This window comes from Exiguobacterium sp. RIT452 (genome assembly GCF_003598705.1).
Taxonomy (GTDB): Bacteria; Bacillota; Bacilli; order Exiguobacteriales; family Exiguobacteriaceae; genus Exiguobacterium_A; species Exiguobacterium_A undae.
The window spans coordinates 86,329-110,423 of the sequence record NZ_QXJB01000004.1 but is presented as its reverse complement, the minus strand read 5'-3'; the positions used below and the strand labels follow the sequence as shown (position 1 = coordinate 110,423).

At 47.7% G+C, this 24,095-nt stretch carries 24 protein-coding genes and 1 riboswitch; of the genes, 13 read left to right on the top strand and 11 right to left on the bottom strand.

What is annotated here, in order from left to right:
• The first annotated feature begins 120 nt into the window (after nt 1-120).
• Together D3D03_RS10900 and D3D03_RS10895 are read left to right on the top strand one after the other, a co-directional pair.
• Nucleotides 121-1,770, top strand: coding sequence for a peptide ABC transporter substrate-binding protein (locus tag D3D03_RS10900; RefSeq protein ID WP_119923581.1), 1,650 nt, complete (start codon nt 121-123; stop codon nt 1,768-1,770).
• A gap of 268 nt (nt 1,771-2,038) precedes the next feature.
• Nucleotides 2,039-2,689 (top strand): homing endonuclease associated repeat-containing protein, encoded by a 651-nt coding sequence (locus tag D3D03_RS10895; RefSeq protein ID WP_028105704.1) that lies wholly within the window; start codon nt 2,039-2,041, stop codon nt 2,687-2,689.
• 154 nt (nt 2,690-2,843) lie between these two features.
• Here the strand turns inward: D3D03_RS10895 and D3D03_RS10890 are convergent, their stop codons facing one another.
• Complete coding sequence (locus D3D03_RS10890) at nt 2,844-4,541, bottom strand: GGDEF domain-containing protein (protein ID WP_119923580.1); 1,698 nt, start codon at nt 4,539-4,541, stop codon at nt 2,844-2,846.
• Nucleotides 4,542-4,670: 129 nt separating this feature from the next.
• On the opposite strand from D3D03_RS10890, the gene D3D03_RS10885 reads away from it, so the two are divergent.
• Complete coding sequence (locus D3D03_RS10885; RefSeq protein ID WP_026832062.1) at nt 4,671-5,279, top strand: YktB family protein; 609 nt, start codon at nt 4,671-4,673, stop codon at nt 5,277-5,279.
• Between the two features lie 32 nt (nt 5,280-5,311).
• Here the strand turns inward: D3D03_RS10885 and D3D03_RS10880 are convergent, their stop codons facing one another.
• From D3D03_RS10880 to D3D03_RS10855, 6 genes are all read right to left on the bottom strand, one after another.
• Nucleotides 5,312-5,821, bottom strand: a complete 510-nt coding sequence (locus D3D03_RS10880; RefSeq protein ID WP_026832061.1) for a hypothetical protein — start codon at nt 5,819-5,821, stop codon at nt 5,312-5,314.
• 133 nt (nt 5,822-5,954) lie between these two features.
• On the bottom strand, nt 5,955-7,028 hold the full coding sequence (locus D3D03_RS10875; RefSeq protein ID WP_028105702.1) for an ABC transporter substrate-binding protein: 1,074 nt from the start codon (nt 7,026-7,028) through the stop codon (nt 5,955-5,957).
• A 3-nt stretch (nt 7,029-7,031) separates the two neighbouring features.
• Entirely contained in the window at nt 7,032-7,832 is an 801-nt protein-coding gene (locus D3D03_RS10870) for an ABC transporter permease (RefSeq protein WP_251135606.1), read from the bottom strand.
• Nucleotides 7,832-8,638, bottom strand: coding sequence for an ABC transporter permease (locus tag D3D03_RS10865; protein ID WP_028105700.1), 807 nt, complete (start codon nt 8,636-8,638; stop codon nt 7,832-7,834). The genes D3D03_RS10870 and D3D03_RS10865 overlap by 1 nt, the downstream gene beginning before the upstream one ends.
• Nucleotides 8,638-9,732, bottom strand: coding sequence for an ABC transporter ATP-binding protein (locus D3D03_RS10860; RefSeq protein ID WP_026832057.1), 1,095 nt, complete (start codon nt 9,730-9,732; stop codon nt 8,638-8,640). The genes D3D03_RS10865 and D3D03_RS10860 overlap by 1 nt, the downstream gene beginning before the upstream one ends.
• A 13-nt stretch (nt 9,733-9,745) precedes the next feature.
• The gene (locus tag D3D03_RS10855) at nt 9,746-10,291 is read right to left on the bottom strand and encodes a helix-turn-helix domain-containing protein (RefSeq protein ID WP_026832056.1); all 546 of its coding nucleotides are present in this window, start codon (nt 10,289-10,291) and stop codon (nt 9,746-9,748) included.
• A 186-nt stretch (nt 10,292-10,477) separates the two neighbouring features.
• Between D3D03_RS10855 and D3D03_RS10850 the strand changes: the two genes are divergently transcribed.
• From D3D03_RS10850 to D3D03_RS10840, 3 genes are read left to right on the top strand one after another with little or no spacing between them, the layout of a single operon-like run.
• Entirely contained in the window at nt 10,478-11,323 is an 846-nt protein-coding gene (locus tag D3D03_RS10850) for a DegV family protein (RefSeq protein WP_119923579.1), read from the top strand.
• A gap of 59 nt (nt 11,324-11,382) precedes the next feature.
• On the top strand, nt 11,383-12,111 hold the full coding sequence (locus D3D03_RS10845; RefSeq protein ID WP_026832054.1) for a TspO/MBR family protein: 729 nt from the start codon (nt 11,383-11,385) through the stop codon (nt 12,109-12,111).
• Between the two features lie 51 nt (nt 12,112-12,162).
• A complete protein-coding gene (locus D3D03_RS10840; protein ID WP_026832053.1) occupies nt 12,163-12,510 on the top strand; it encodes an iron-sulfur cluster biosynthesis family protein in 348 nt (115 codons plus the stop codon).
• 251 nt (nt 12,511-12,761) lie between these two features.
• Here D3D03_RS10840 and D3D03_RS10835 read toward each other — a convergent pair whose 3' ends face one another.
• The 3 genes from D3D03_RS10835 to D3D03_RS10825 all read right to left on the bottom strand — a co-directional run bounded on the left by D3D03_RS10835 (nt 12,762) and on the right by D3D03_RS10825 (nt 16,288).
• Nucleotides 12,762-14,804: a putative bifunctional diguanylate cyclase/phosphodiesterase gene (locus D3D03_RS10835; protein WP_119923578.1), complete on the bottom strand. Its 2,043-nt coding sequence runs from the start codon at nt 14,802-14,804 to the stop codon at nt 12,762-12,764.
• A 177-nt stretch (nt 14,805-14,981) separates the two neighbouring features.
• Nucleotides 14,982-15,743 carry an anti-sigma factor gene (locus tag D3D03_RS10830; RefSeq protein ID WP_119923577.1) on the bottom strand — a complete coding sequence of 254 codons (762 nt, stop codon included), beginning with the start codon at nt 15,741-15,743 and terminating at the stop codon, nt 14,982-14,984.
• A complete protein-coding gene (locus tag D3D03_RS10825) occupies nt 15,743-16,288 on the bottom strand; it encodes an RNA polymerase sigma factor (RefSeq protein ID WP_119923576.1) in 546 nt (181 codons plus the stop codon). Before D3D03_RS10825 ends, D3D03_RS10830 begins: the two co-directional genes overlap by 1 nt.
• 226 nt (nt 16,289-16,514) lie before the next feature.
• Between D3D03_RS10825 and D3D03_RS10820 the strand changes: the two genes are divergently transcribed.
• The 4 genes from D3D03_RS10820 (at nt 16,515) to D3D03_RS10805 (ending at nt 19,130) form a co-directional block, all read left to right on the top strand.
• Nucleotides 16,515-16,778, top strand: coding sequence for a metal-sensitive transcriptional regulator (locus D3D03_RS10820; protein WP_012371399.1), 264 nt, complete (start codon nt 16,515-16,517; stop codon nt 16,776-16,778).
• A 150-nt stretch (nt 16,779-16,928) separates the two neighbouring features.
• Nucleotides 16,929-17,453, top strand: coding sequence for a YceI family protein (locus D3D03_RS10815; protein ID WP_026832049.1), 525 nt, complete (start codon nt 16,929-16,931; stop codon nt 17,451-17,453).
• Nucleotides 17,454-17,496: 43 nt separating this feature from the next.
• Complete coding sequence (locus tag D3D03_RS10810) at nt 17,497-18,300, top strand: SMP-30/gluconolactonase/LRE family protein (protein WP_026832048.1); 804 nt, start codon at nt 17,497-17,499, stop codon at nt 18,298-18,300.
• Between the two features lie 101 nt (nt 18,301-18,401).
• A complete protein-coding gene (locus D3D03_RS10805; RefSeq protein ID WP_026832047.1) occupies nt 18,402-19,130 on the top strand; it encodes an MBL fold metallo-hydrolase in 729 nt (242 codons plus the stop codon).
• A gap of 87 nt (nt 19,131-19,217) precedes the next feature.
• Here D3D03_RS10805 and D3D03_RS10800 read toward each other — a convergent pair whose 3' ends face one another.
• Entirely contained in the window at nt 19,218-20,822 is a 1,605-nt protein-coding gene (locus D3D03_RS10800; protein WP_119923575.1) for an alpha-glucosidase, read from the bottom strand.
• A gap of 163 nt (nt 20,823-20,985) precedes the next feature.
• Here D3D03_RS10800 and D3D03_RS10795 point away from each other — a divergent pair, with 163 nt between their 5' ends.
• The 3 genes from D3D03_RS10795 (at nt 20,986) to D3D03_RS10785 (ending at nt 24,091) form a co-directional block, all read left to right on the top strand.
• Nucleotides 20,986-22,173, top strand: a complete 1,188-nt coding sequence (locus tag D3D03_RS10795; RefSeq protein WP_119923574.1) for an aminotransferase class I/II-fold pyridoxal phosphate-dependent enzyme — start codon at nt 20,986-20,988, stop codon at nt 22,171-22,173.
• A gap of 62 nt (nt 22,174-22,235) precedes the next feature.
• Nucleotides 22,236-22,339: riboswitch (SAM riboswitch) on the top strand.
• 83 nt (nt 22,340-22,422) lie between these two features.
• Nucleotides 22,423-23,436 (top strand): methionine ABC transporter ATP-binding protein, encoded by a 1,014-nt coding sequence (locus D3D03_RS10790; RefSeq protein WP_026832044.1) that lies wholly within the window; start codon nt 22,423-22,425, stop codon nt 23,434-23,436.
• Nucleotides 23,426-24,091, top strand: coding sequence for a methionine ABC transporter permease (locus D3D03_RS10785; protein WP_026832043.1), 666 nt, complete (start codon nt 23,426-23,428; stop codon nt 24,089-24,091). The genes D3D03_RS10790 and D3D03_RS10785 overlap by 11 nt, the downstream gene beginning before the upstream one ends.
• Nucleotides 24,092-24,095: the final 4 nt, after the last annotated feature.

The window sequence follows — 24,095 nt, the reverse complement described above, 5'->3', positions numbered from 1 at the left end:
TTCCTTCAACAAATAAAAGGCGATGACCCCTCTTATTTTTTATAGGACACCGGATTGCTATTCTAATCGGTACTCATATTTCAATCATATATATTCATTCTTGGGAGGGAACTTATTATTATGAAGAAGAAAAAGACACTTGCACTCGTTGGTGCCCTGACAATCGCTGGATCAAGCCTTGCTGCTTGTAGTTCTACGGACGACTCAAAAGAGACATCAGGTTCTACGGATACGAAAAAAGCATCAGACAAACAAGTCCTTAACCTGACAAGCGGTTCAGATATCCCGGCACTCAGCCCAACTGTTGCAACGGACTCCGTTTCATTCACAGTCCTCAATAACGTTCAAGAAGGTCTGTTCCGCCTTGATGAGAAACAAGAAGCAACACCTGGTGTCGCTGAAAGTGTAGACGTCTCTGAAGATGGTCTTACATACACATTCAAATTACGTGATTCAAAGTGGTCGGACGGCAGTGACGTCACGGCGAAAGACTTCGAGTATGCCTGGAAACGCGTCCTTGATCCAAAAAGCGGATCGCAATATGCGTACATCATGTATATCATCGACGGTGCAGAAGCGTACAACACTGGAAAAGGAAAACCAGCTGATGTCGGCGTCAAAGCAGTGGACGACAAAACACTTGAAGTTAAGCTGACACAACCGGCTGAATACTTCAAAGCGTTGACGGGCTTCGGTTCGTTCATGCCGCTCAAACAAGAATTCGTCGAAGAAAAAGGAAAAGACTTTGCGACAAACCCGGAAAACTTCCTCTACAACGGACCGTTCCAACTCACGGACTGGAAAACAGAAGTCGGCTGGAGCTACAAGAAAAACGATCAGTACTGGGATGCCGACACGGTTAAACTTGAAGAAGTGAACTACAAAGTCGTCAAGGAAGTTTCGACTTCCGTCAACCTCTATGAAAAAGGTGACATCGACACAGTCGGTCTGACAAGTGAGTTCGTTGATCAGTATAAAGACAGTGATGAGTTCGACACACGTCTTGATGCTTCGATGTACTACATCCAAATGAACTTCAAAAATGAACTGCTCAAAAACAAAGACATCCGGAAAGCAATCGATTCTGGTTACGACAAAGAGCAGATGGCAGCAGTTCTTTTGAACAACGGATCAATCCCTGCCTACTACTATGTGCCTAAAGAATTCGCAAAAGGTCCGGACGGAAAAGACTTCCGTGACGGCAACGAAGGATTCGGCTCATTCGACGCTTCATCTGCAAAAGCTTCGTTCGAGAAAGGTCTGAAAGACGTCGGCAAGAAGACGGTCAAACTTGAACTTCTCTCGTATGATGACGACAACTCGAAGAAAATCTCTGAGTACCTCAAAGGCGAGTGGGAGAAAAACCTTCCAGGTCTTGAAGTTACAATCAAACAACAGCCGTTTAAAAACAAGCTGGAGCTTGAATCAAAAGGTGAGTTCGAACTTTCATTCGCTGGTTGGGGACCTGACTACCAAGATCCAATGACATTCCTCGATATGTGGATGACAGGTGGACCGTACAACCGCGGTGGCTACTCAAGCGACCAGTATGATTCACTCATCAAATCGGCAATGAAGGACACGGATGCCGAGAAACGTTGGCAGTCACTTAAAGACGCTGAGAAAATCTTACTTGAAGACGATCAAGCGATCTCAGTTATGTACCAACGCGGTGCTTCACTCTTACGTAAGCCTTACGTCAAGGGAATCGTTAACCACAAAGTGGGTGCGGATACTTCGTTCAAATGGACATACATCGAAGGAAAATAAGCAGGACTTCAGACCAGACCGCCATATGCGTGTCTGGTCTTTTTTTCCATATGAGTCAAATGAACTGTTTTTATATCATTCATTAAAAATTGATAACATTCTGTTTTCATTTGAATTACTTCCATTTATACTTAGCTGAAGAATGATTTTCACTTTATTTACAATATTTCACGGTAATTATTCATAATTAATGGAAAAGCGCCGATATATTCTATACAGAGGACTTTTGCCTCAACTATTACGATTGACTAGGAAGGAGGACTCACCCTTGAAACAACGTGTACTTACGAGTCAGCAAGCATGGACGGAGGAACAATTGGAAATGATCCAAGCCATCCAGGCATTGGGCGAGCTGATTCAAGACCGTCCCCGCCGGACGATTTACCGTCGCTACGCCATCGAACATGGTTGGCCACAGCCTGAGACCATCATCCGTCAGTTCGGTTCTTGGCCGGAAGCCTTATCCGCAGCCGGATACGAATGGCATATCGATCAGCAACCGGAAGAACTCGAGCGTGCTCCAAAATATACGAAAGATGAAATCTTAAAATCGTTTCATCGTTACGCTCAAGATGTCGGTTCGACGATCACATTAAAGAAGTATCAGATCTGGCGAAAATCGGTTCATCATGCCCCGAGTCATTATCATATCGTGAAGATGTTCGGATCATGGCATGATGCCTGTACGGCAGCCGGATTAGAAGCCAGTGTGACGTATTCAAAAGCAGAACTTGCCGCTTCACTTCGCCAAGCGATCGAAGAAGTCGGTTTCTCCCTCTCGTTCGAAGCATACCGCGAATGGGCAAAACGCAACAACAAACCATCGACCAAAGCGTTGCTGCACCGCTATGGTTCATGGTCGGCTGCAATTCATGCCATCGAAAGTGAAATCCGGATCAGTAAACAACAGGCTCAATAATCTTGCTTTTATTCTTTATTTTAACGATTCGACGAACACGCCTCGTTCTTTCATCAGAACGAGGCGTGTTTTATTTTCGTCGTCTTTCGACTGCCTTCTCCTCTCAACGACAAAAAAGAACCGCTGATCATTCAGCGGTTCTTGAGTCTCTTCATCAAACGACACGTTCTTTCCATTCCTGATACGATGCGACACGATCTCGTCCTTGGAACTTCGCACCAATGTACATCGCGCGGTCCGCATTCCGGATCAGGCTCGCTAAATCACCGAGCTCGTTTAATGTATCGATTCCGATGCTGGCTGTGATGTTTAATGTATGTTCCTCGATTTGAATCGGATTGGCATGGAGCGTCTCACGAATCCGTTCGGCGACGATTTGTGCGGAGTCAAGATCGGTATTCGGCAATAACACGACAAACTCTTCACCGCCATACCGGGCGACAAGATCCGTGATGCGTGTGGCCTGCATCAAGAGTTTGGCGACTTCGAACAACACGACGTCCCCTACCTCATGTCCGTACGTATCATTGATTTGCTTGAAGTGATCCAAATCAATCATTAAGGCCGAGAACGGGTAGAGGTCCCGTTGTCTGATCCGTCGATCGCCCCACTCCTGTAAGGCACGGTAGTTCGGCAATTTGGTCATCGCATCGGTCCGGCTGTCCGTCAAGAGGCGTTCCCGCTCCTGCGCCCGTTCGACGGCCCAAGACAGCACACGTAACGCCCGGTACAGTTCATAGCCAAAATCTTTTGTGAATTCACCGCTCGCCTCGGATGCCAAGAATAAGGAGCAGTTGATTTTTTCCGTTGCTTCCGGCTGAATGAATAAAATGGACTGGGTTTCTTCCGGAACACAATCATAGAGACGGATATCCCATTCTTGCTGCATGCCATATAACAGCACTTCTTCTTTTTCTTCGATGATTTCTTCGATGACAATCCCCCGGACATGATCGGCTTTTAATTTCCGCCCATCCTTCAACGAATAGTACACGGAATGACCATCACTGAAGTCAAACTTGATCCAGGCGATATCAGGACGAACAAAATGATTTAATTGCCGGAGATACCGCTCGATGATGAACTGAGCGTCGCCGTCTTTCCAGGCTGCTTCTTTTAAACGTTCAATTTGTTCCCAGTGTTCGATTCGATCACTGGCATGAACAGAACTACCAAGCGAACGTTTGATGATGAAGAGCGCAAAGGCGGTCATGACCAGACCACTGTTTCCGTTGTTTTGCACCATTAATGTACTGAAAACACCAAACAGTAACTCTGCCGCGATGACGACAGCTTCAAAACGTAATAACGGTAACATGACACTGTTCGGGATATTTTCACCGAGTAAAAAATTCGATAGTTTGTATTGGAACAATAAGACGCACCATAAAATCACGACCATGACGAGCAGTGGTCCAACATTCTGAATCAAGGTGAAGTCTTGCCCGTGTGTGCCGCCTAACGCATTGTAGGCAAGCCCAGCCGGCAGGATCAATAGTAATTCGAGCGTGACGTTAAACGGATAATTATGTAGCATACGTCTCCGTCCGATTGCCGTGTGAACAGTCCGTAATTGATAAATCAACATCGTTAATTGACCGACACAGACGGCTGATAATAAACCATATGTTAAAAAAGTAAAAAGAACGAATCCAAAATGAAAGGTAAAACTCATATGTCTTCTGCGAACCGGATCAATGACAAAAATCGTAGCCAAGACCACAACCAGCATGAATGTAAAAAAATCGATACTCGGACTGTAATCTCTTGTTTTCGCCAGTAGGTCTATCCCAATGACCACAAGAAAAAAGACAATCCAGCTTCGAAGGAGATATTGTTGAAAGCGACGCACGTTGACTTCCCCTTCCTAAAACATTTTTGTATATAAATGGAAAACACAATTTTATTATTCCTTACCTGAGCATGGAAGTCTATTCTGAACGCGCTAATTTGTTACACTGATAATAGAGGTGATCATTCAGTGACTAATCAATTTACAAAAGAAGCATTTAATGCGTTTCAAATCGATGGACTGGAACAACGGATGGAGGCGATTCGGGAACGGATACAGCCCGTCTTCAGACAGATCGGGCAAGACGTTTCTCCTGATTTAACCGTTCATCTTGCAGAAGATATGTATGTGCATATCGCACAGCATGCACGTCGAAAAGTAAATCCACCCAATGATACGTGGATGGCCTTTTCTCCTAACAAAAGAGGGTATAAAAAACATCCTCATTTTCAAGTCGGTCTGTTCGATGACCACTTATTCATCTGGTTAGCCTATATTTACGAGCTTCCGAACAAATCACAGTACGCGACCAAATTGTTGGAACAGCAGCAGCTCCTGCATGCGCTCCCGTCTGACTTCGTCATTTCCTATGACCATATGAAAAAAGACGCGCAGCCGATTGATGAGACGACGCTCGAGCAAGGTCTCGTCCGCTTCCGAGATGTAAAAAAGGCAGAGTTTTTAGTCGGTCGCCATGTCTCGGCAGATCAAGTCAGTGCGATGTCACATGATGACTTAGTCCAGATGATTCGAAATACCTACGAACAACTCGTCCCAATCTATAAAAAGATTAAATAAAAAGGATGGCCTAAAAGGTCATCCTTTGTTCGTTAGTTATATTTTACTAGAATTGACATGACTTGTGTACGGTCAGAATTTAAATTTAGATAAATGTTGACCTGTTTCGTCGAAACCGTCATGACATTAAACGTTTTATCGAGCTTGGCCGTTGAATAGGCTTTTTGAACTTCTTTGACAGAGACTGTTCGATCAACTGCTTTCGGGTTGTAGACGATTGCCGAAACTTTCGCTTTCCGATCCGGCACGCCGAATGTTGAACAATAATGAACGGCTTTGTTTGGTGTGACTAAGCCTTTCCCGCTTTGGCACCACGTCGAGTTTCTTTCCCCTTTATACGCGTTATGTACCTGAGCTAAAGTCGTCTGTTCGAGTTTCACTTTGTTGTCGGTCGATTTTGCTTGTGTCGCACTTGTTTTGATTTGTTTCAACCAATCGACGTCCGTCGGTTTGGCAGCTTCTGCAGATTCGTTATATGAAGGACCTGAGACAAGGCTCACGGTAAGTGCGGCAGTTAAGATAAGACCAAAAATTTGTTTCATGATGTACTCCCCCTTGAATTGCTTGATAAATATCTAATTCCCCCATTTTTAAAATACTATTCACTTTCAATACATTTTTTTAAAAAATATTTTAAAAAAAGTTGTCACCTTAAAAGGCGACAACTTTTCCTTGTTATTTCTTATGCATTTTAAACTCTAAAAATAGCTCGTTATAATGAGCCAACATTTCTTTACCGAGATTTTCATATACTTCTAGTGTATCCGTGACTTCTTTGTTCGGATAAAAACGTTCATCTTCCCGCACTTCTTTATCCAGTAATTTCAGAGCCGCTGCGTTCGGTGTCGAATAGCCGACATAATCGGCATTCTTCGCCGCATTCTCCGGCTCGAGCATGAAGTCGATGAACTGGTGCGCCCCGTCCACATTTTTCGCTGTTTTCGGAATGACGATATTATCGAACCAGACATTGGAACCTTCTTTCGGAATCACATAGTTTAAATTTTCATTTTCACTCATGATTTCATTGGCATCACCCGACCAGACAACTCCGATTCCGGCTTCTTCGTTTGCAAGCAACAATTTGATTTCATCACCGACAATCGCTTTGATGTTTGGCGTCAACTCCATCAAGTTGGCTTTTGCCGCCTGCAGCTTCGTTTCGTCCGTTTCGTTCAACGAATGACCGAGGCTGTTTAAGCTCATCCCCATCACTTCGCGTGCTCCGTCAGCCAGAAGAATTTGATTTTTTAAAGCCGGATCCCAAAGATCTTTCCAACTCGTTGGTTGTTTCCCGTCAATCAATTTCTCGTTATAGACGATACCTACCGTTCCCCAAAAGTAAGGGATCGAGTAGCGATTGCCCGGATCAAACGATAAATCCAAGAAACGTTCATCGATGTTTTTGAGATTCGGGATTTTCGTCTGATCAATCGGCAGGACCAACTCTTCATCGATCATCTTCGCGATCGCATAATCGGAAGGAACCGCAATATCATACGTTGTCCCGCCCTGTTCGACTTTCGTCAGCATCGCTTCGTTCGAATCAAACGTTTGATAAACGACTTTGATGCCCGACTCTTTTTCAAACTGGTCAATCAGTTCAGGATCGATATAATCGCCCCAGTTATAGATGTTCAAGACATTTTCACCCGAATACCCTTGTGTCGCGTTTAACCGGTTCAAAGCAAATAGAATGATCCCCGATATTAGAAAAATCGCGACGAACAATTGAATAAGTTTTTTCATCGGTTATTTCACCTCCGGTCGGGACAGCTTCATCGCAGCACGTTGGTTTAAGAAGTAGTAGCCGATGACAAGCAGGAACGTGAACAGGAAAATCACTGTCGATAAGGCATTGATTTTCATTGAAATTCCTTGTCGGGCAAGCGAATAGATTTCAACGGACAAGGTCGTAAATCCGTTCCCCGTCACAAAAAACGTCACGGCAAAATCATCAAGCGAATACGTCAGCGCCGTAAAGAATCCGGCAAAGATTCCCGGTGTGATGTACGGCAGGATGACCTTCGTCAAGACATCGAGTCGGCTTGCGCCCAAATCACGCGCCGCATCGACGAGCGTCGGACTCATCTCCTGCAGTTTCGGGAGAACCAAAATGACGACGATCGGGACGGAAAACGCAATATGCGATAACAATACCGACGTAAACCCGAGTTTAATCCCAAGCATCGTAAAGAAAATCAAGAACGATGCCCCGATGATGACGTCCGGACTGACGATTAAGATGCTGTTGAGCGTCAACAGCGACGTCTCAATCCGCTTGCGTCGGACCGCCTGAATTCCGATCGCCCCAAACACACCGATGATCGTGGAGATCGCTGCCGATAAGAGGGCAATGACCAAGGTGTTCAAGACGATAATCAAGAGCCGTGAATCCTGGAAAACTTCCTTGTACCAGTCCCAAGTGAAGGACTCGAAATTCGTCATGTTATCGGCACTGTTGAACGAGTAAAATGCCAAGTAAAGAATCGGTGCGTACAAGATGATGAAGACACCGATTAAATAGAGATTCGCTAGTTTCAGTCGTTTCATCACGTTGTCGCCCCTTTCTTCCGTTTTGTACTCGTCAAAGCAAGAATGATGGCCATTGCGATGATCAAGAAGACGGCGATCGTCGCACCCATGCCCCAGTTCTGCGTGACGAGGAATTGTTGCTCAATCGCTGTCCCCAGCGTGATGACACGGTTCCCGGCAATCAGACGTGTAATCATGAACAGCGACAGCGCCGGAATGAAGACGAGCTGACAGCCTGATTTGACGCCGTCAAGCGTCAACGGGAAGACAATCCGGCGGAACGTCATGAAATTTGAAGCCCCGAGATCACGTGCCGCGAAGACAAGCGATGGATTGAGTTTTTCAAGCGCATTAAAAATCGGCAGGATCATGAACGGAATGAAGATATAGACGGAAACGAACACAAAGCTGAAATCCGTGAACAAAATCTGTTGCCGACCGATGCCGATCGCTTCAAGCGTCTGGTTCGCCAGTCCGTACGTACTGAACAGACCGATGAAGGCATACGCTTTAAGCAATAAGTTGATCCATGTCGGTAAGATGATCAACAGTAACCAGAGTTGCTTATGTTTCGTTTTCGTCAGCAGATACGCCGTCGGATAACCGATAGCGAGTGAAAATACCGTGATTAAAAACGCATACCAAAATGAACTCAACGTCATCGTCAAATAGGTTGAGCTGAAGAACTTTTGATAGTTAATGAGCGAAAAGTTCCCTTCAAGATCCAAAAACGAATAATAGACGACAAGGACGATCGGCGCGATGACGAACAGCGCAATCCAAAAACTATACGGGATGAGGTACCAGTTGCGTGTTTTTTGCATCAGAGCACCCCGTCGTAGGATTCCAGACGTTTATCAAATTCCTCTTCCGTCTCATTCAGACGCATGACGTGGATCGCTTCCGGATCAAACGTCAGACCGATTTGTTCACCGACGGTCGCTTTTTTCGTACTGTGAACGAGCCACTCGTTTCCGACCTCGTCCATGCAGGCAATCTCATAATGAACGCCGCGGAATAACTGGGAATCGACCGTGACACGTAACTTCCCTTGCGCAACACCCGTAATCTCTAAATCTTCCGGACGGATGACGATTTCAACCGGTTCATTCAACTCAAGCCCCCGGTCAACACAATCAAATTCGTTTTCCGCGAACGATACGCGGTAATCCGACAGCATCCGGCCCGGGATGATGTTCGATTCGCCGATGAAGTCCGCGACGAAGCGGTTGATCGGTTCATCGTAAATATCCGTCGGTGTTCCCGACTGTTGAATCAGACCGTGGTTCAGGACAAAGATTTCATCCGACATCGCCAGTGCTTCCTCTTGGTCGTGCGTGACGAAGATGAATGTGATGCCGAGACGACGTTGTAAATCCCGTAGTTCATATTGCATCTCGGTCCGGAGTTTTAAATCGAGGGCCGATAACGGTTCATCCAGCAAGATGACTTCCGGCTCATTGACGATGGCCCGGGCAATCGCTACCCGTTGACGTTGTCCACCCGACATCTCCGTGATTTCCCGCGACTCATATCCGGACAAGTTGACGAACTTCAACGCATCAAGCACACGTGTCTTGATTTCTGCTTCCTTCATCTTCTTAATCCGCAGACCAAATGCGATGTTTTCAAAAACATTTAAATGCGGGAACAAGGCATAATCCTGAAAAACCGTATTGACCTGTCGTTTATTGGCAGGAACATCATTGATTCGTTTCCCGTTAAACAGAATATCGCCTTCCGTCGCTTCCGTGAATCCGGCAATCAGGCGTAAGACGGTGGTCTTTCCGCAACCCGATGGGCCAAGCAAGGTATAGAATTTCCCGCGTTCGATCTCAAAACTGACCCGATCGAGGACGGTCTGATCGTCAAACCGTTTTGTCACGTCTGTAAATTGAATGATTGTGTTGTCTGCCAAGTTCTGTTCCTCCTTATAGATACGAGTCCGTTGCCGTGACGAGTACCTTTGTCTTTGTATCCGACTCGTTTCGTAATTGATGAATTTCAGAAGCCTTATAGTATAATGTCTCGCCTTGGGCTGCAATATAGGATTGTCGTCCCAGCTGAAGTGTCACACGTCCTTCTAACACGTAGACAAACGTCTCGGCTCCTGACGGTTCGTATGTCTTGAACGCGCCTCCTGGCGCCAACTGAAGTAACACCGGTTCCATGTCTTTCTCGTTTGATTCCGGAATCAACCACGTCACATGATACCCTTGTTCTATATCTTCATAACTCGTGACATCATTTTGTGCATAAACGACTTTTTGATTTAATGTATCCTCATCGAAAAAATCTTTTGCGGAGATACCGAGTACTTCGAGCAGGCTGAACAAGGTCTCAATCGACGGTGAACTGATTTCACGTTCGATCTGCGAGATGTATCCTTTGCTCAAATCCGTTCTTTCACCCAGTTCTTCTTGTGTCAGTCCTTTTTGAAGACGCAGATTCTTGATTTTATTGCCGATCGTACGCAATCCGCGCCCTCCTTTCGATTCGTCAGTTTAGTATAAGACGACTTTAAGTTTACTAATCACGTACCGATTATAGCGTATTCAGTCAATTAATCAACTAAAATGTTTTAAATTTTCCGAGGTTCATTTGACAGCGATAACGCTTACACCTACAATTAATATCAGGTACTAAAACAAGGAGGAGACAGCATGAAAATTGCATGGATTACAGACAGTACAACCATTTTACCGGACTCAATCGCCGGCCGTGACGACCTGACCGTCGTCCCGCTTCTCGTCATGAAGGATGGCGAGAGTTTTGTCGACGGCGTCGACGTGCAAGCAGAAACCGTTTATGAATGGATTGGTGCCAAGCATAAGGTGACGACAAGCCAACCATCGATCGGAACGTTCACCGAACACTATGAACGCTTAAAAGAACAGTACGATATCGGCTTTGCCGTTCATCTATCCAGTGAACTGAGCGGTACGTACAATGCTTCGGTCCAAGGAGCAGAGATTGCCGGTTTTCGGTTGATTGCCATCGATTCCCGTTGCGGGATTTATCCGGCAGGTCAACTGTTGGCGGAAGCGATCGAAATGGCAGCAACAGGTGCTGCCGTCGAAGACATCGAACAATACATTCTGAACCGTCGACTCGATCATCATATTGAATTTACTGTCGCCAATTTGGATCAACTGCAGGCCGGCGGACGGATTTCTTCGACAAAGGCGTTTGTCGGTAACCTGCTCCAACTCCGTCCCCTGTTCCACTTTGAAGACGGAAAAATCGTACCTTATCAGACGGTCCGGACGTTCAAAAAAGCACATGGCATGATTTTTGATCACCTCGTCGAGATGCTCGAAAGCGGCACCGTGACCGATGTCTCGTTGTTTCATGCGACTGCGTACGACTTGGCACTCGAGTGGAAGACGGCGCTTGAGCAACGGTTTGACGTCACGGTCCGAATCGATAATCTGACGCCTGTCCTCGGTTCCCATACCGGTAATCCGGCAATCGGCATGTCCTTCCTCAATCCGACGAGCCGACGCTGATGTCTAGAAATTCCGGAATCCGGGTAAACCTCCTTTAGAGATTAAAGGAGGTTTTTGTTTTGAAAAACAAATGGATTTGGCTCAACTGGCTTGGTTTTGTCTTCACGATTGCCATCAATGCGTTAGACGGTGGAAAAACAGGTCGTATCTCGGATACGATTTCGACACTCTTCAAACCCGCAGGTTATGCGTTCTCGATTTGGGGATTGATTTATGCAATTTTACTCGTTTGGTTGATTTTACAGACGATTCCAAAGTTCAAGGAACATGAGATTGCGAAGAAAATTGGTCCATGGTTCTTAATCAGCTGTCTGTTTAACGCTGCCTGGATCGTCACGTTCTCATTCAAACTGTTCCCGTTGTCTGTCGTCGTCATCGTTGGTCTGTTGCTTTCGTTGATCGTCATCTATTCGAAAATCGATCGCGAGACAAAAGCATTACGCTTTAAGCTTCCATTTTCGCTCTACCTCGGTTGGGTGTCGGTCGCAACCATCGCCAACATCTTCCTGACACTCGATACAGAAAACATCAACTCCTTGCTTGGCATCGGGGATGCCGGTTGGACGATGATCATGCTGGGTGTCGGTGTCGTCGTCGCCTTATTGTTCATGTTCGCGAACCGCGATCCAATCTATCCGCTCGTCTTCGTCTGGGCCTATATCGCAATAAACTTCCAGTCAGATAACGGATTGGTCGATACGGTCGTCTTGGGCAGCGTCGTCGTTTTACTCGCCGGATATGTCTTCTTGCTTGTCCGGATGCGTCGCCAGGTACACGTGAGCAAGTAACGTTATTTTCCGTTCCGTTCGGCGTATACTAGTATCAAAGGAGTGAATGTCATGCATATCACATTTACAGAAGCTGCTCTTGGTCGCATCGACCAATTACGCGGCGATACGACAGGTCAATTGCATCTCTATTACGATACAGAAGGTTGTGGTTGCGGGAATTCCGGTATCTTCAGCATCCGGTTTGTCCCTGCCGCAACAGACGAAGATATGACGATCGACTCAAACGTTGGTCCCGTTCTCGTCAAACGTTGGTCGAGTCACTTTCTCGATCAAGAGATGACCCTCGACTACAACGCCGAGAAGAAATCACTGATTCTAAAAAGTGACGGTCAATATTTCAATACGAATGTTCTTGTCACGGATCAAACCGGCTGTCAGCTGACGGCTAACCGATGAATCAAAAAAGGCAGCTTCCTTTGCGGAAGCTGCCTTTGTAGTTAGATGGACAGACAGGAGCTGGGTTGATTACAGAGCGAGTCGTATCGTAAATGTACTGCGATTCTGTCTGCATCTTGCACGAGTCGAACAAATCCCTGCCCGGAATCTGTTCATGAAGCTGTTGCGTCCCCCATGATCACACGCATTGTACCCGCGTGCTTATCTAGTATACGTATAAAACAGTAAAACGGATTTCTTTTTTGACAGTTTCAGCCGACATTCAGAACCGTTCGTTCGATCGTCTGCTGGTCCAAATCCTTGACCTGAACCGGGCGGCTGTAATAATACCCTTGTCCATAATCACACCCCAGACGTTTGAGGAATTCATGTTGTTCGAGCGTCTCGACACCTTCCGCAACGACCTCAATCCCGAGACTCTTCGCTAGTTGAATGATCATCTCCGTGATCGCCGTCCCCCGCTCATCATGTGGGACTTCATCAATGAAGGATTTATCAATCTTCAGAATATCGATCGGCAGATGCTTCAAGTGCGTCAACGAAGATAAGCCGGTCCCGAAATCATCGAGCGCAATCGTTAAACTCAACTGCTTCAATTCTCCCAGCATCAAGAGGGCCCGTTCCAAATTCTCCATGACGGACGTTTCCGTGATTTCGAGTTGCAGTTGCAGCTCCCCGCCATTTTTCAGTGAGTGATGGACAATTTCCTTGATCATCAGGTTGTGTGATTCGGACCGGAAATGCATCGCCGACAGGTTGACCGAGACTTGCCGGATGAAGTGGTCTTCTTCCCGCCACACTTCCATCTGATTGACGGTTTCTTGAAGCACCCACTGCGTCAACCGGTGAATCAGACTGTACTTTTCCGCAAGCGGAATGAATTCTGCGGGTGAGATGAATCCAAACTTCGGATGATTCCAACGAATCAGGACTTCCGCCTGTTCCACTTTTCCTGTCGCTAATGCGATTTTCGGTTGATAGACCAGATTAAACTCTTTAAAGTCCGTCATCGCCCGACGTAACGAACCGACGATTTGCTGTTCCCGGCGGTCGGAGTGGAGCGCTTCATCGTAAATGACGAAACGGTCGCGCCCTTCATTTTTCCCGGCGCGTAAAGCACTTTCCATCTGACCAATCCGCATCTCCAGCGTATCTTCCGGATTCGGGACGATGATGCCCATCGTCGCGGTCAGATGAATCTCTTGTCCTTCCAGCGAAATCGGTTGCCGAATCGCTTCCAACACGTCAGTGAATGCTGGCTCGAGCTGATGCGGATCAATGTTTTGAATCAGGAAAAACTGGGTTCCGTTGTACCGGATACACGCTTCATCCTCTTGCAGTAACCCTTTAATCCGATCCGCAAATTGTCGAATGACGGCATCTCCTTGATCAAAACCAAACGTATCATTGATCCATTTGTAACCATCCAGATCAAGTAAGGCCATCGCCATATGTTGTTTGGTCCGGCTGTACTGGGCATCGACTTTATGCATGTGATGATCGAGCCACCGCCGGTTGTGAAGACCCGTCAAGTGATCGGTATACGCCATTACCTGCAAGGCCCGACGCTCGAGATGTATATACAGTCCAACAATCAGAATGATGATGATGAATACAGGAACGGCGACATTACTCAAAACATTTGATGTCACCGGACCTGTTGCGAGATCAACGTTTGAATTACTCGGAATACAAAACGTCGTTCCGAGCATACCGACATAATGCATCGTTGAAATACCAAATCCCATCACAATCGCGACGGGAATCAAAATCCGTTTTTTCTTGACATGACGTGTCACGTAGAGCAACAGCAGTGCCACATAGGCGACCGTAATCGCAATCAGGACCGATAAGATGAACAACGTTGCGTCATACCGGACATCGCCGCCGAACTGCATCGCGACCATCCCGAGATAATGCATCATCGCAATTCCGACGCCCATGAAGGTCCCGGCAACCATCACCTTTTTCCAGGTGAGCTCTGAATAATATAATAAATGAAAGGCAATCCAGGCGGCCGTCACGGCGGGTACGATCGACAAAAACATCAAGAACCAGTCATAGCTGACCGGGACTGCCAACTCAAATGCCCCCATCCCGACAAAGTGCATGCCCCAGATGGACAATCCCATTGTTAATGACGATAAAAACAGTGCGCGTTTTTTCAAAAAGGTTGCCTTGGCTAACCGGCGATTTAATTCAAGAGAAGCATAGGATCCGACGATGGCAACGATGACCGATAGGATGACCAATGTCTCTTCATAGTGTTTTGTTAAGATGATCCATTCATTCATGGTAAGTGCCTCTCTTTTTGACTGACATTCCTATTAGTATCGTCTACTTGCCGTCATTTCTTCAGTCTTCTTCCGAAATTTCATCAGAATCGATCTGCTTTTTCTAAAATGGACGGACAAACTCGAAAAAGGACAAAAAAAGGATGCCGGAATTCCGGCATCTCGTGTGAGCATTTTTTATAAAGCGACAGAAGCGACGATTTCACCGGTCGGTTTCTCTAAATCCGGTTCCGGTTCGACGGTGATGGCGACGGCATCAATCGTTCCGTCTCCTTTCAGCGGGAAGACCGCAGCAGCTTCCCCATCTTGTTCAATGACTCCGTTCGCGCGTGGGGTGTCCCCTTGAATCGTCCAGAGCTGATACAACTCCCCTTCTTTTAAAGGCGGTAAATCTTTTAGTTGAACGAGCATATATTCCTGATCATCTTTCGTGAAGATCATGCTTGATCCCTTGATGGAGGCGGTACTCTCAAAGTTGCCCATTCCTTTGACTTCGTCCATCGCGAACTCTTCCTCCGGCGAAGATTCGTCCTGTGAAAGGAAATACGCGTTGGCACCAAGTGACAGAATTAAGGCGGCCGCAATACTCATCAACCATCCGAGTGGGACGGAACGCTTTTTCTTTTTCTCGGCTTGAGCGGTTTCGAACTCGGAAACGTGTGGTGTTTCCTGACGAACGGGCTCGTTCGATGCCGACTCTACTGGTTCTTCAGTCGGACGGGCAGATCCAAGGACCTCTCCGAGAATTCTTGATTTCATGCCTGTTGGTACCGGTCGTGCCGGAAGCGATTCCGCGATGGGGAGCATCAAGTCTTGCATCTCTTGAAGCGCCTGCTTACAGTCATCACAAGTTGCCAAGTGTGCTTCGAACGCGTCGCGATCGCTAGCTGATAATGTGCCGTTGAAGTAGTCGATTAAGTCATGACAACGTTCTTCCATCAACGTTCCCTCCCGTCTATTATTTTCCGGAGTGATTGGATGGCACTCCTGATTCTCGTTTTTACCGTTCCGAGCGGTAAATTCAATTGATCTGAGATTTGTTGCTGGGTCAATCCTTTAAAGTAAACCAGTTCAATCAACTCCTGTTGATCCGGTTTTAATTCGCTGACGGCATCCCGGACTTCCGAAGCGGTCTCCCGTTCGATGACGGTGCGTTCGACGGGTTCATCATATCCACCGTCCCGTTCCTCGACTTCGATCGTCGGTTGTCGTTTTTCACGTCTTAAACAGTCAAGAGCGGCATTTCGGGTAATCGTTAATATCCAAGAGGAGAACTTTCCTTTATCGGTATTAAAATCAACGCGTCCGTTCCATATCTTCATCCAGACTTCTTGAATGACTTCTTCTGATAAACGATCGTTATTCGTAAAGCGATGAGCGAATGAGAACAAAAGCCTTTCGTACTTTTCGTAAAGTGCTTCCAGAGCCAGTTCATCTCCACTGCGCATCTCATGATAAAGCGATTCATCGGATTGAGTATGCATCCTTCTCCTCCTTGTGATCAGTCAGCCTTATCATATAGTATACGCAAGCTGACGCGAAATCGTTTTAGTTTTTTATCTTTTTTCATTTTTTTGTCCACCACATCCATATTCCCTATTCTACTAAAAAATATAGCTCAAAAAGCGGTTGGATTGACAGCAATACCATGATGGGCATAGCATAAAGGTATCGAATAGACGGGTTGCATCTTAGAATGGAGGAAAATGAATGGATTACGATCGGAAAATGAAGAATCGGGTCAGCCGCATCGAAGGACAACTTCGTGGTATCTTGCGCATGATGGAAGAAGGGCAGGATTGCCGCGATGTCATCACCCAATTGTCCGCTGCGCGTTCCGCGATCGACCGGACGATCGGTGTCGTCGTCAGCTCGAATCTCATCGAGTGTGTCAAGGAAGCGGAACAGTCCGGTGAAGGACAAACTGAAGAATTGGTCAAGGAAGCGGTCAACTTACTTGTCAAAAGTCGTTGATCGTCCCTTTGGATCGTTTACTTGCCCTGCTCCGCCTGAATGCGGAGCAGGGCATTTTTGATTCTCTTCATTTAGATGTTTTGCAATCAAGATAAAAAGGAACATTAAAAGGCATGCCTAAAGTGAATTGAATATGAGGAGGAATTGACCATGACCACGTATCAGCTCGATCAAGACCACAGCTCCATTTCATTCTCAGTCAAACATATGATGATTTCAAAAGTAAAAGGCGAATTCCGTGATTTTACGTTTGATGTCAGCGGGGAAGCGCATGATTTAGAACATGCCTCCGCTGTCGTGACGATTCCAGTCGCAACCATCGACACTCGCAGCAATGACCGCGATACGCATTTGAAATCTGCCGACTTTTTTGATGTCGAGCAATATCCGAACATTACTTACCGCGTGACCTCGTTTAAAAAACACTCCGGTGACGAATATGAAGTCACGGGTGATCTGACGATTAAAGACGTCACGCGGACGGAAACGTTTAAAGTCGAGTATGAAGGCAGCGGTGTTGATCCTTGGGGCAATACACGATCCGGTTTTGAAGTGGACGGTAAAATCAAACGCGAAGATTATAACCTGACATGGAATGTCGCGCTTGAAGCCGGTGGCGTCTTGGTCGGCAGTGATGTGAAATTCCAATTGCACCTCGAATTCATTCACGCTTAATCATTAATCAATTCACGTAACAGTATCTGTAGGGGGAAATGATATGACAGTGTCACTTTTTATTGATGTTTCTTGTAAGACCGGTGAATCACCGGTGTACGATGCCAAAACAAAACGATTTTATTTCGTCGATATTCCGGGTCAGCTTCTTTTCTCATATGATTTAACGACAGAAGCATTAAAACCGTATCAGTTGCCAAGCGCGATCACTTCGATCGCCTTGACGGACGCACCGGACTTCCTGCGCGTCACGTCGGCACACGGCTTCGGGACGTTCGACTTAAAAGAAGGACGCCTCTCACTGGAAACCCAGTTGACACTGCCTGAATCGGATCGGATGAACGACGGGAAACTCGATCCGTCCGGTCAATATGTAGCGGGCAGCATCAATGAAGAAGACGGTGAAACAGCGTCGCTGTATCGCTTGCGTCATGACGGTTCAGTCGATGTCTTGCTTGAAAACTTAACGAACTCAAACGGACTCGTTTGGTCGGAAGACGGGAAGACGCTTTACCACATCGATACGCCGACGAAAAAGGTCTATGCTTTTGATTATGCGGCGGATCAACCGTTGACGAACCGTCGTGTTGCCATCGATTTAGAAGACGAGGATGGTTTCCCGGACGGCATGACAAAAGATCGGGACGGTCACGTCTTCATCGCCCATTATGCCGGGTCGTGCTTAACGCGTTGGAATCTTGAAACAGGTGAAAAACTCGCCCATGTCGAGTTCCCTGTCTCGAATCCGACTTGTCCGATTTTGTATGAAGACCGTTTGCTCGTTACGACGGCCGCGGACGGCGACGACGCCGAACATGCCGGTGCCGTTTTCGAAGTCACGTATTGATGTTTAAGACTCCCTTTTGAGGGAGTTTTTTTGTGGACGCCTGTACTAAAACAGGCGATACTGAAAGAGAAGCGAATATTTTGACGAGGGAGTGTACCCGGATGCGTATTTCATCGATTGAACGGCTTCATCAACTGCAAACGACCCCGTCCTTTTTCCCGGTCAACTGTTACCTATTTGAAGAAGCAGACAGCCTTACCTTGATTGACACAGGAATCTCACTGAATGCCAAAGCCATCTATTCCGTCATCAAGTCTTTTGATAAACCGTTACAATCCATCATCTTGACCCACGCGCATGCCGATCATGTCGGTTCCCTTGATTTTTTAGCGAGTGCCTTCCCGCTCGCTGAAGTATCCATCAGTTATCGGGACGCTGCCCTGCTCAGTGGCGACGAATCGTTACGCGAAGGCGAAACGACACCTCTTAAAGGCGGCATTCCAAAAAACATCAAGACCCGTCCTGATCGGTTACTCGAAAGCGGTCAACAGATCGGCAGTTTAAGTGTCATTGCGTCACCCGGTCATACACCGGGCTCGATTTCCCTTTGGCATGAAGGCAGCCGGACGTTGATTGCCGGAGATGCGTTTCAAACACAAGGTGGACTAGCCGTATCCGGCGACACACGATGGCAATTCCCCTTCCCGTCCCTCGCTACGTGGGATAAGGAGGTGGCACTCCAGTCCGCGCATCAGTTGACGGAGTTGACACCGGACGTGCTGGCGGTTGGTCATGGTCCGCTTGTCGTCGCACCAAGCTTTGATATGCGTCAAGCGGTCGATCGATTCGAACAACTGTTATCCGCTAAAAAGCGAAACGGTTATACCTAAACGAATATACGAAAAAACACCGCCGTTTCTCCTGGTCGCATCGCGACAAAGAGGAACGGCGGTGTTTCATTCGTCCGGTTATTCTGTTTAATACTGGTACAAACGAGCTTCATACGGTGCCAACCGTTCCGGATCATGGGTTTCATGATTGGACAAAAGCAGTTGTTCTTCTCGCAAAGCGAGCGTCGTCGTAACGGCTTCGTCATGAAGATTCAAGACGATTCGCCATGTGACACCGTCCAGTTCCCGCTCGTAGACGTACAAGTACGGATCTTGAATCGCCAAATCGCGGTAGACGCCGTACACCATGACCGGATGTTTTTTCCGTAAGGCAATCAGTGTCCGGTAAAAGGCGAGGACGGAATGGGGATCTTGTTCCGCCGCCTCGACGTTAATCTCCAGATAATTCGGATTGACCGTCATCCAGGAGTGATCAGATTCCGTGAATCCTGCCAGTTGGCTTGTGTTCCATTGCATCGGGGTCCGGGAATTGTCCCGTGCCCGCATCTGCATCGATGACAGGACAGTCCCCGGTGATTCACCGGCTGCAACCCGTTCCGCGTATTGATTCCGGAAGGCGACGTCTTGATAGGCCTCCGGATCAGAAAACCGGATCCCGGTCATGCCGATTTCTTCGCCTTGATAGATATACGGGATGCCGGGTAACGTGTGTAACATCAAGCCAAGTAATTTCGCACTTTCGACCCGGTAGCGTTCGCTTCCGAACCGTGTCACCTGACGTGTATGATCATGGTTGTTCAGGAACTGGGACGCGACACCACGCGGATACAATGCGTCATACCACTGTTTTTGAATCTGCTTGAACCGCGGTAAGTCCATCGTCTCCATGTCATCCGCCACTTCAAAGTGAAACAGCGTCCGTAATTCATTGCGGTCTTCCCCGACGTACAGCAAACCATCTTCCGGACCGACGAACGGAATTTCTCCGACCGTAAATAAATCGGTTCCCGCGAGCACCTCGTCATGCATTTCTTGTAAAAAAGAGTGGATGCCCGGTTGATTGCCGAGATAGGACAGATCAAAGGGATCGGCAACATCCGCAAACGAGGCGCGTTTTTTGATCAGATTGATGACATCCATCCGGAATCCGTCGATGCCTTTGTCCGCCCACCACCGCATCATCGTATAGACGGCTTGTCGGACGGCTGGATGTTCCCAGTTCAAGTCCGGTTGCTCCGATGCAAACGAGTGGAAATAATACTGCTCGCGTGTCTCATCCCACGTCCACGGGCTCGGTGCGAAATAGGAGCGCCAGTTATTCGGAGGTGTTCCTTTTTCCCCATCCTGCCAAATGTACCAGTCCGCCTTTTCGCCCGTCTTGCCACGTCGCGATTCCTCGAACCAAGCGTGTTGATCACTCGTATGGTTGACGACGAGATCAAGAATCAGTTTTAAGCCCCGCTCATGGGCTGCCGCAATCAATTCCTCCAAATCGGACAGCGTTCCCGCCTTTTCCATGATCGTGTAATAGTCGGAAATATCATATCCGTTATCGACATCGGGTGATGTATAACAGGGGTTTAACCAGATGACATCCACACCAAGCGACGCGATGTAATCCAACTTTTCGATCACCCCCCGTAAATCTCCCATCCCGTCTCCGTTCGAGTCCTTAAAACTGCGCCAATACACTTGATAGACAACGGCTTCTTTCCACCAGGTTCGATTCATCCGATCATCTCCTTAGTTATCTAATCGTCTTCTTGTTCAGTGTATCAAAAACATGAAAGAGAGCGGCCGTTTTTCCCAATTATCAACAATTATGAAAAAACCCTTTTCTTTTGACTGAAAATTCGCTATCCTTGACGACAATACCTAACAAGGAGGAACACAGATGAAACATTTCGCCCCATCGATTGCGATTGATCGGCTGCCCGCTCCGGTCTTTGCTGAACTCGCTCAGCGGATTGGTGCCGTCAAAGCAGCCGGCCACGATGTCATCACGCTTGGTCAAGGAACACCGGACCAAACCACGCCCGTACATATTTTGGACGCCCTAAAAGAGGCCATCAATGACGCCGCCAATCTCCAATATCCTCCGTTTCGCGGACATGATTTTCTCAAACAGGCTGTAGCCGATTTTTATCAGTCCGAATTCGGTGTGACGATTGATCCTGCTTCTGAGGTCGCCATTTTGCTCGGCAGTAAAGCCGGCATCGTCGCCTTGCCGCAAACAATCGTCAATCCGGGTGAAGGTGTCATTGTTCCCGATCCCGGTTACCCCGACTATCTTTCCGGCGCGGCATTGGCAGGTGCTTACCCGATCACATTACCGCTCCTTGCGGAAAATGCTTTTTTACCTGACTACACGTTACTCGATACGACGGATGTCGAACGGGCCCGGATGTTGTTCCTCAACTATCCGAGCAATCCGACCGGCGCGACGGCGACGGCGGAAGCCTTTGAACAGTCGGTCGCTTTCGCTGACGCGAACGACATTTGTGTCGTCCATGACTTGGCGTACGGCGGTATCAGTTTTGATGGTCCGACCCGAAGTTTCCTCCAGACCGAAGGAGCGAAAGACGTCGGAATCGAACTCTTTTCATTATCCAAACGCTTCAACATGTCCGGCTTCCGCATCGCCTTTGCAATCGGGAATCCATCCGTCATCTCAAGTATCGAAACGTACCAGGAACACTTATACGTCAGTGCCTTTACACCCATCCAGCACGCAGCGACCGTCGCCCTGTCAAGCGACCAAACGTGTGTCCGTGAGCTGAGTGCGCTGTATGAAGCCCGTCGCGATGCCTTGTTCGGCAAATTACAAGACATCGGATGGGATGGACCGATCCCTGGTGGTTCCTTCTTCGTCTGGTTGCCGGTCCCGTCCGGCTTTACGTCACAAAGTTTTACCGACCACTTGCTGGACGAGGCGCATGTCGCCGTCACACCGGGACATTTCTTCGGTGAATATGGCGAAGGCTACGTCCGGATCAGTTTGATTGCCGACGCCGAACGATTGGTCGAAGCTGCCGAACGGATTGGTCAGCTCAATCTGTTTCAGCAAGCCGTTGCGGAATAATTCTGAAAAAACGTTTGACAGATGGGAATGATTTCCGTTAAAGTAAATCCCAACAGCATATCTACTTATCGCGAGCGACCGAGGGAATAGGCCCAACGACGTCCGGCAACCACCTTTAAGGAACGGTGCCACATCCTACAGAATGTTTCATTCTGAGAGATAAGTTACGAAATCTTACACTTCGTCGCTTTTTTCTGGTTGCTCTTAACTGGAAAAAGGCGATTTTTTTGTATAGGGAGGAAACAACAGATGATTGAATTCAAAGGCATCACCAAACGGTTCGTACGTGACCGGACACCGATTTTCGCCCTGCGTGACGTCAACTTAACGATTCAGCAAGGAGAAATTTTTGGCATCATCGGTGAATCCGGTGCCGGAAAAAGTACCTTGTTGCGTTTGATCAACGGACTCGAAACACCGACCCAAGGAACGGTCAAAGTATCCGGTATCAAACTGTCCGATTTATCCAAAGGCAGCCTAAGAGAGTTGCGCCTGAAGATCGGAATGATCTTTCAACATTTCCAATTGATTCAATCGCGGAATGTTTCCGACAACATCGCGTTCGCCTTAAAGGCAGCCGGCGTCAAACGCAGTGATTTCCCAAGCCGGATCAAAGAACTCGTTGCCCTGGTCGGACTTGAAGGATTTGAGACGAATTTCCCGAGCCAACTCAGCGGCGGACAAAAACAACGGGTCGGGATTGCCCGCGCCCTGGCGAATAATCCGAGTGTCCTGTTATGTGACGAGGCAACATCAGCTCTCGATCCGGTCACGACCCTGCAAATTCTGGAATTGCTGAAGGACTTGAATGAACGGCTCGGTCTGACGATCATCCTGATCACTCACGAGATTGATGTCGTCAAACAGATTTGTCACCGCGTCGCCGTCATGGCTCACGGTGAAGTCGTCGAAGTCGCCAACACCTACGACATATTCAGTCAACCGACCCATGACGTCACAAAACATTACGTCGATACAGCACTGCAAATCGAGTTGCCGGAACGGATACTTCGGACGACACCCGGGAAGATCATCCGTCTCCAATTCACGGGAGAAAAGACCGGTGAGAGTACGCTGTCAGAAGCGATCAAACAATTTGATATCTCGGTCAGCATCCTGCACGGAAAGGTTGATTATATTCAAAACGTCGCCTTCGGGGTGTTGATCGTCAGCCTGACCGGTCCAACGCTTCACGTCAACCGGGCCCTCACTTGGCTTGAGGAGCAACTCCATACGCTTGAGGTGATTCAGGATGTGGCTTGACCGGATTCAAACGATGTTACCGGAGTTGGCAAAAGCCTTAGGCGAAACGGCCTTGATGGTCGGGATTTCCCTTGGTTTTGCCCTCGTCGTCGGGATTCCGCTGGGAATTCTTTTATTCATCACCGACCGTGGATTGTTTTTCCAAAACGTCTTCGTTCGCAGTATTTTGGACTTTTTCGTTAATATCGTTCGTTCGTTACCGTTCATCATCTTGCTTGTCGCATTGATTCCACTGACACAATTGTTGCTCGACAATACGATCGGTCCGACAGCTGCTTCTGTCAGCTTAAGTGTTGCCGCTATTCCGTTTCTTGCCCGACTCGTCGAGACCTCACTCCGTGAGATTCCACCGGGCTTGATCGAAGCTGCTGAGGCGTGCGGCGCCACACCATTTCGCATCATCATCAGCGCCCTGTTACCGGAAGCCCTTCCCGGAATCATTCAAGCGGTGACGTTGACGACGATCAGCCTGATCGGCTTTTCTGCCATGGCCGGCATCGTCGGCGGCGGCGGTGTCGGTGACCTCGCCATCCGCTTCGGTTATTACCGGTACGATAACGTCGTCATGATCGTGACGATCATCGTACTCGTCGTCATCGTCCAAAGCATCCAAGGGCTCGGCAATCAACTTGCCCGTCGTGCTGATAAACGTTAAATCC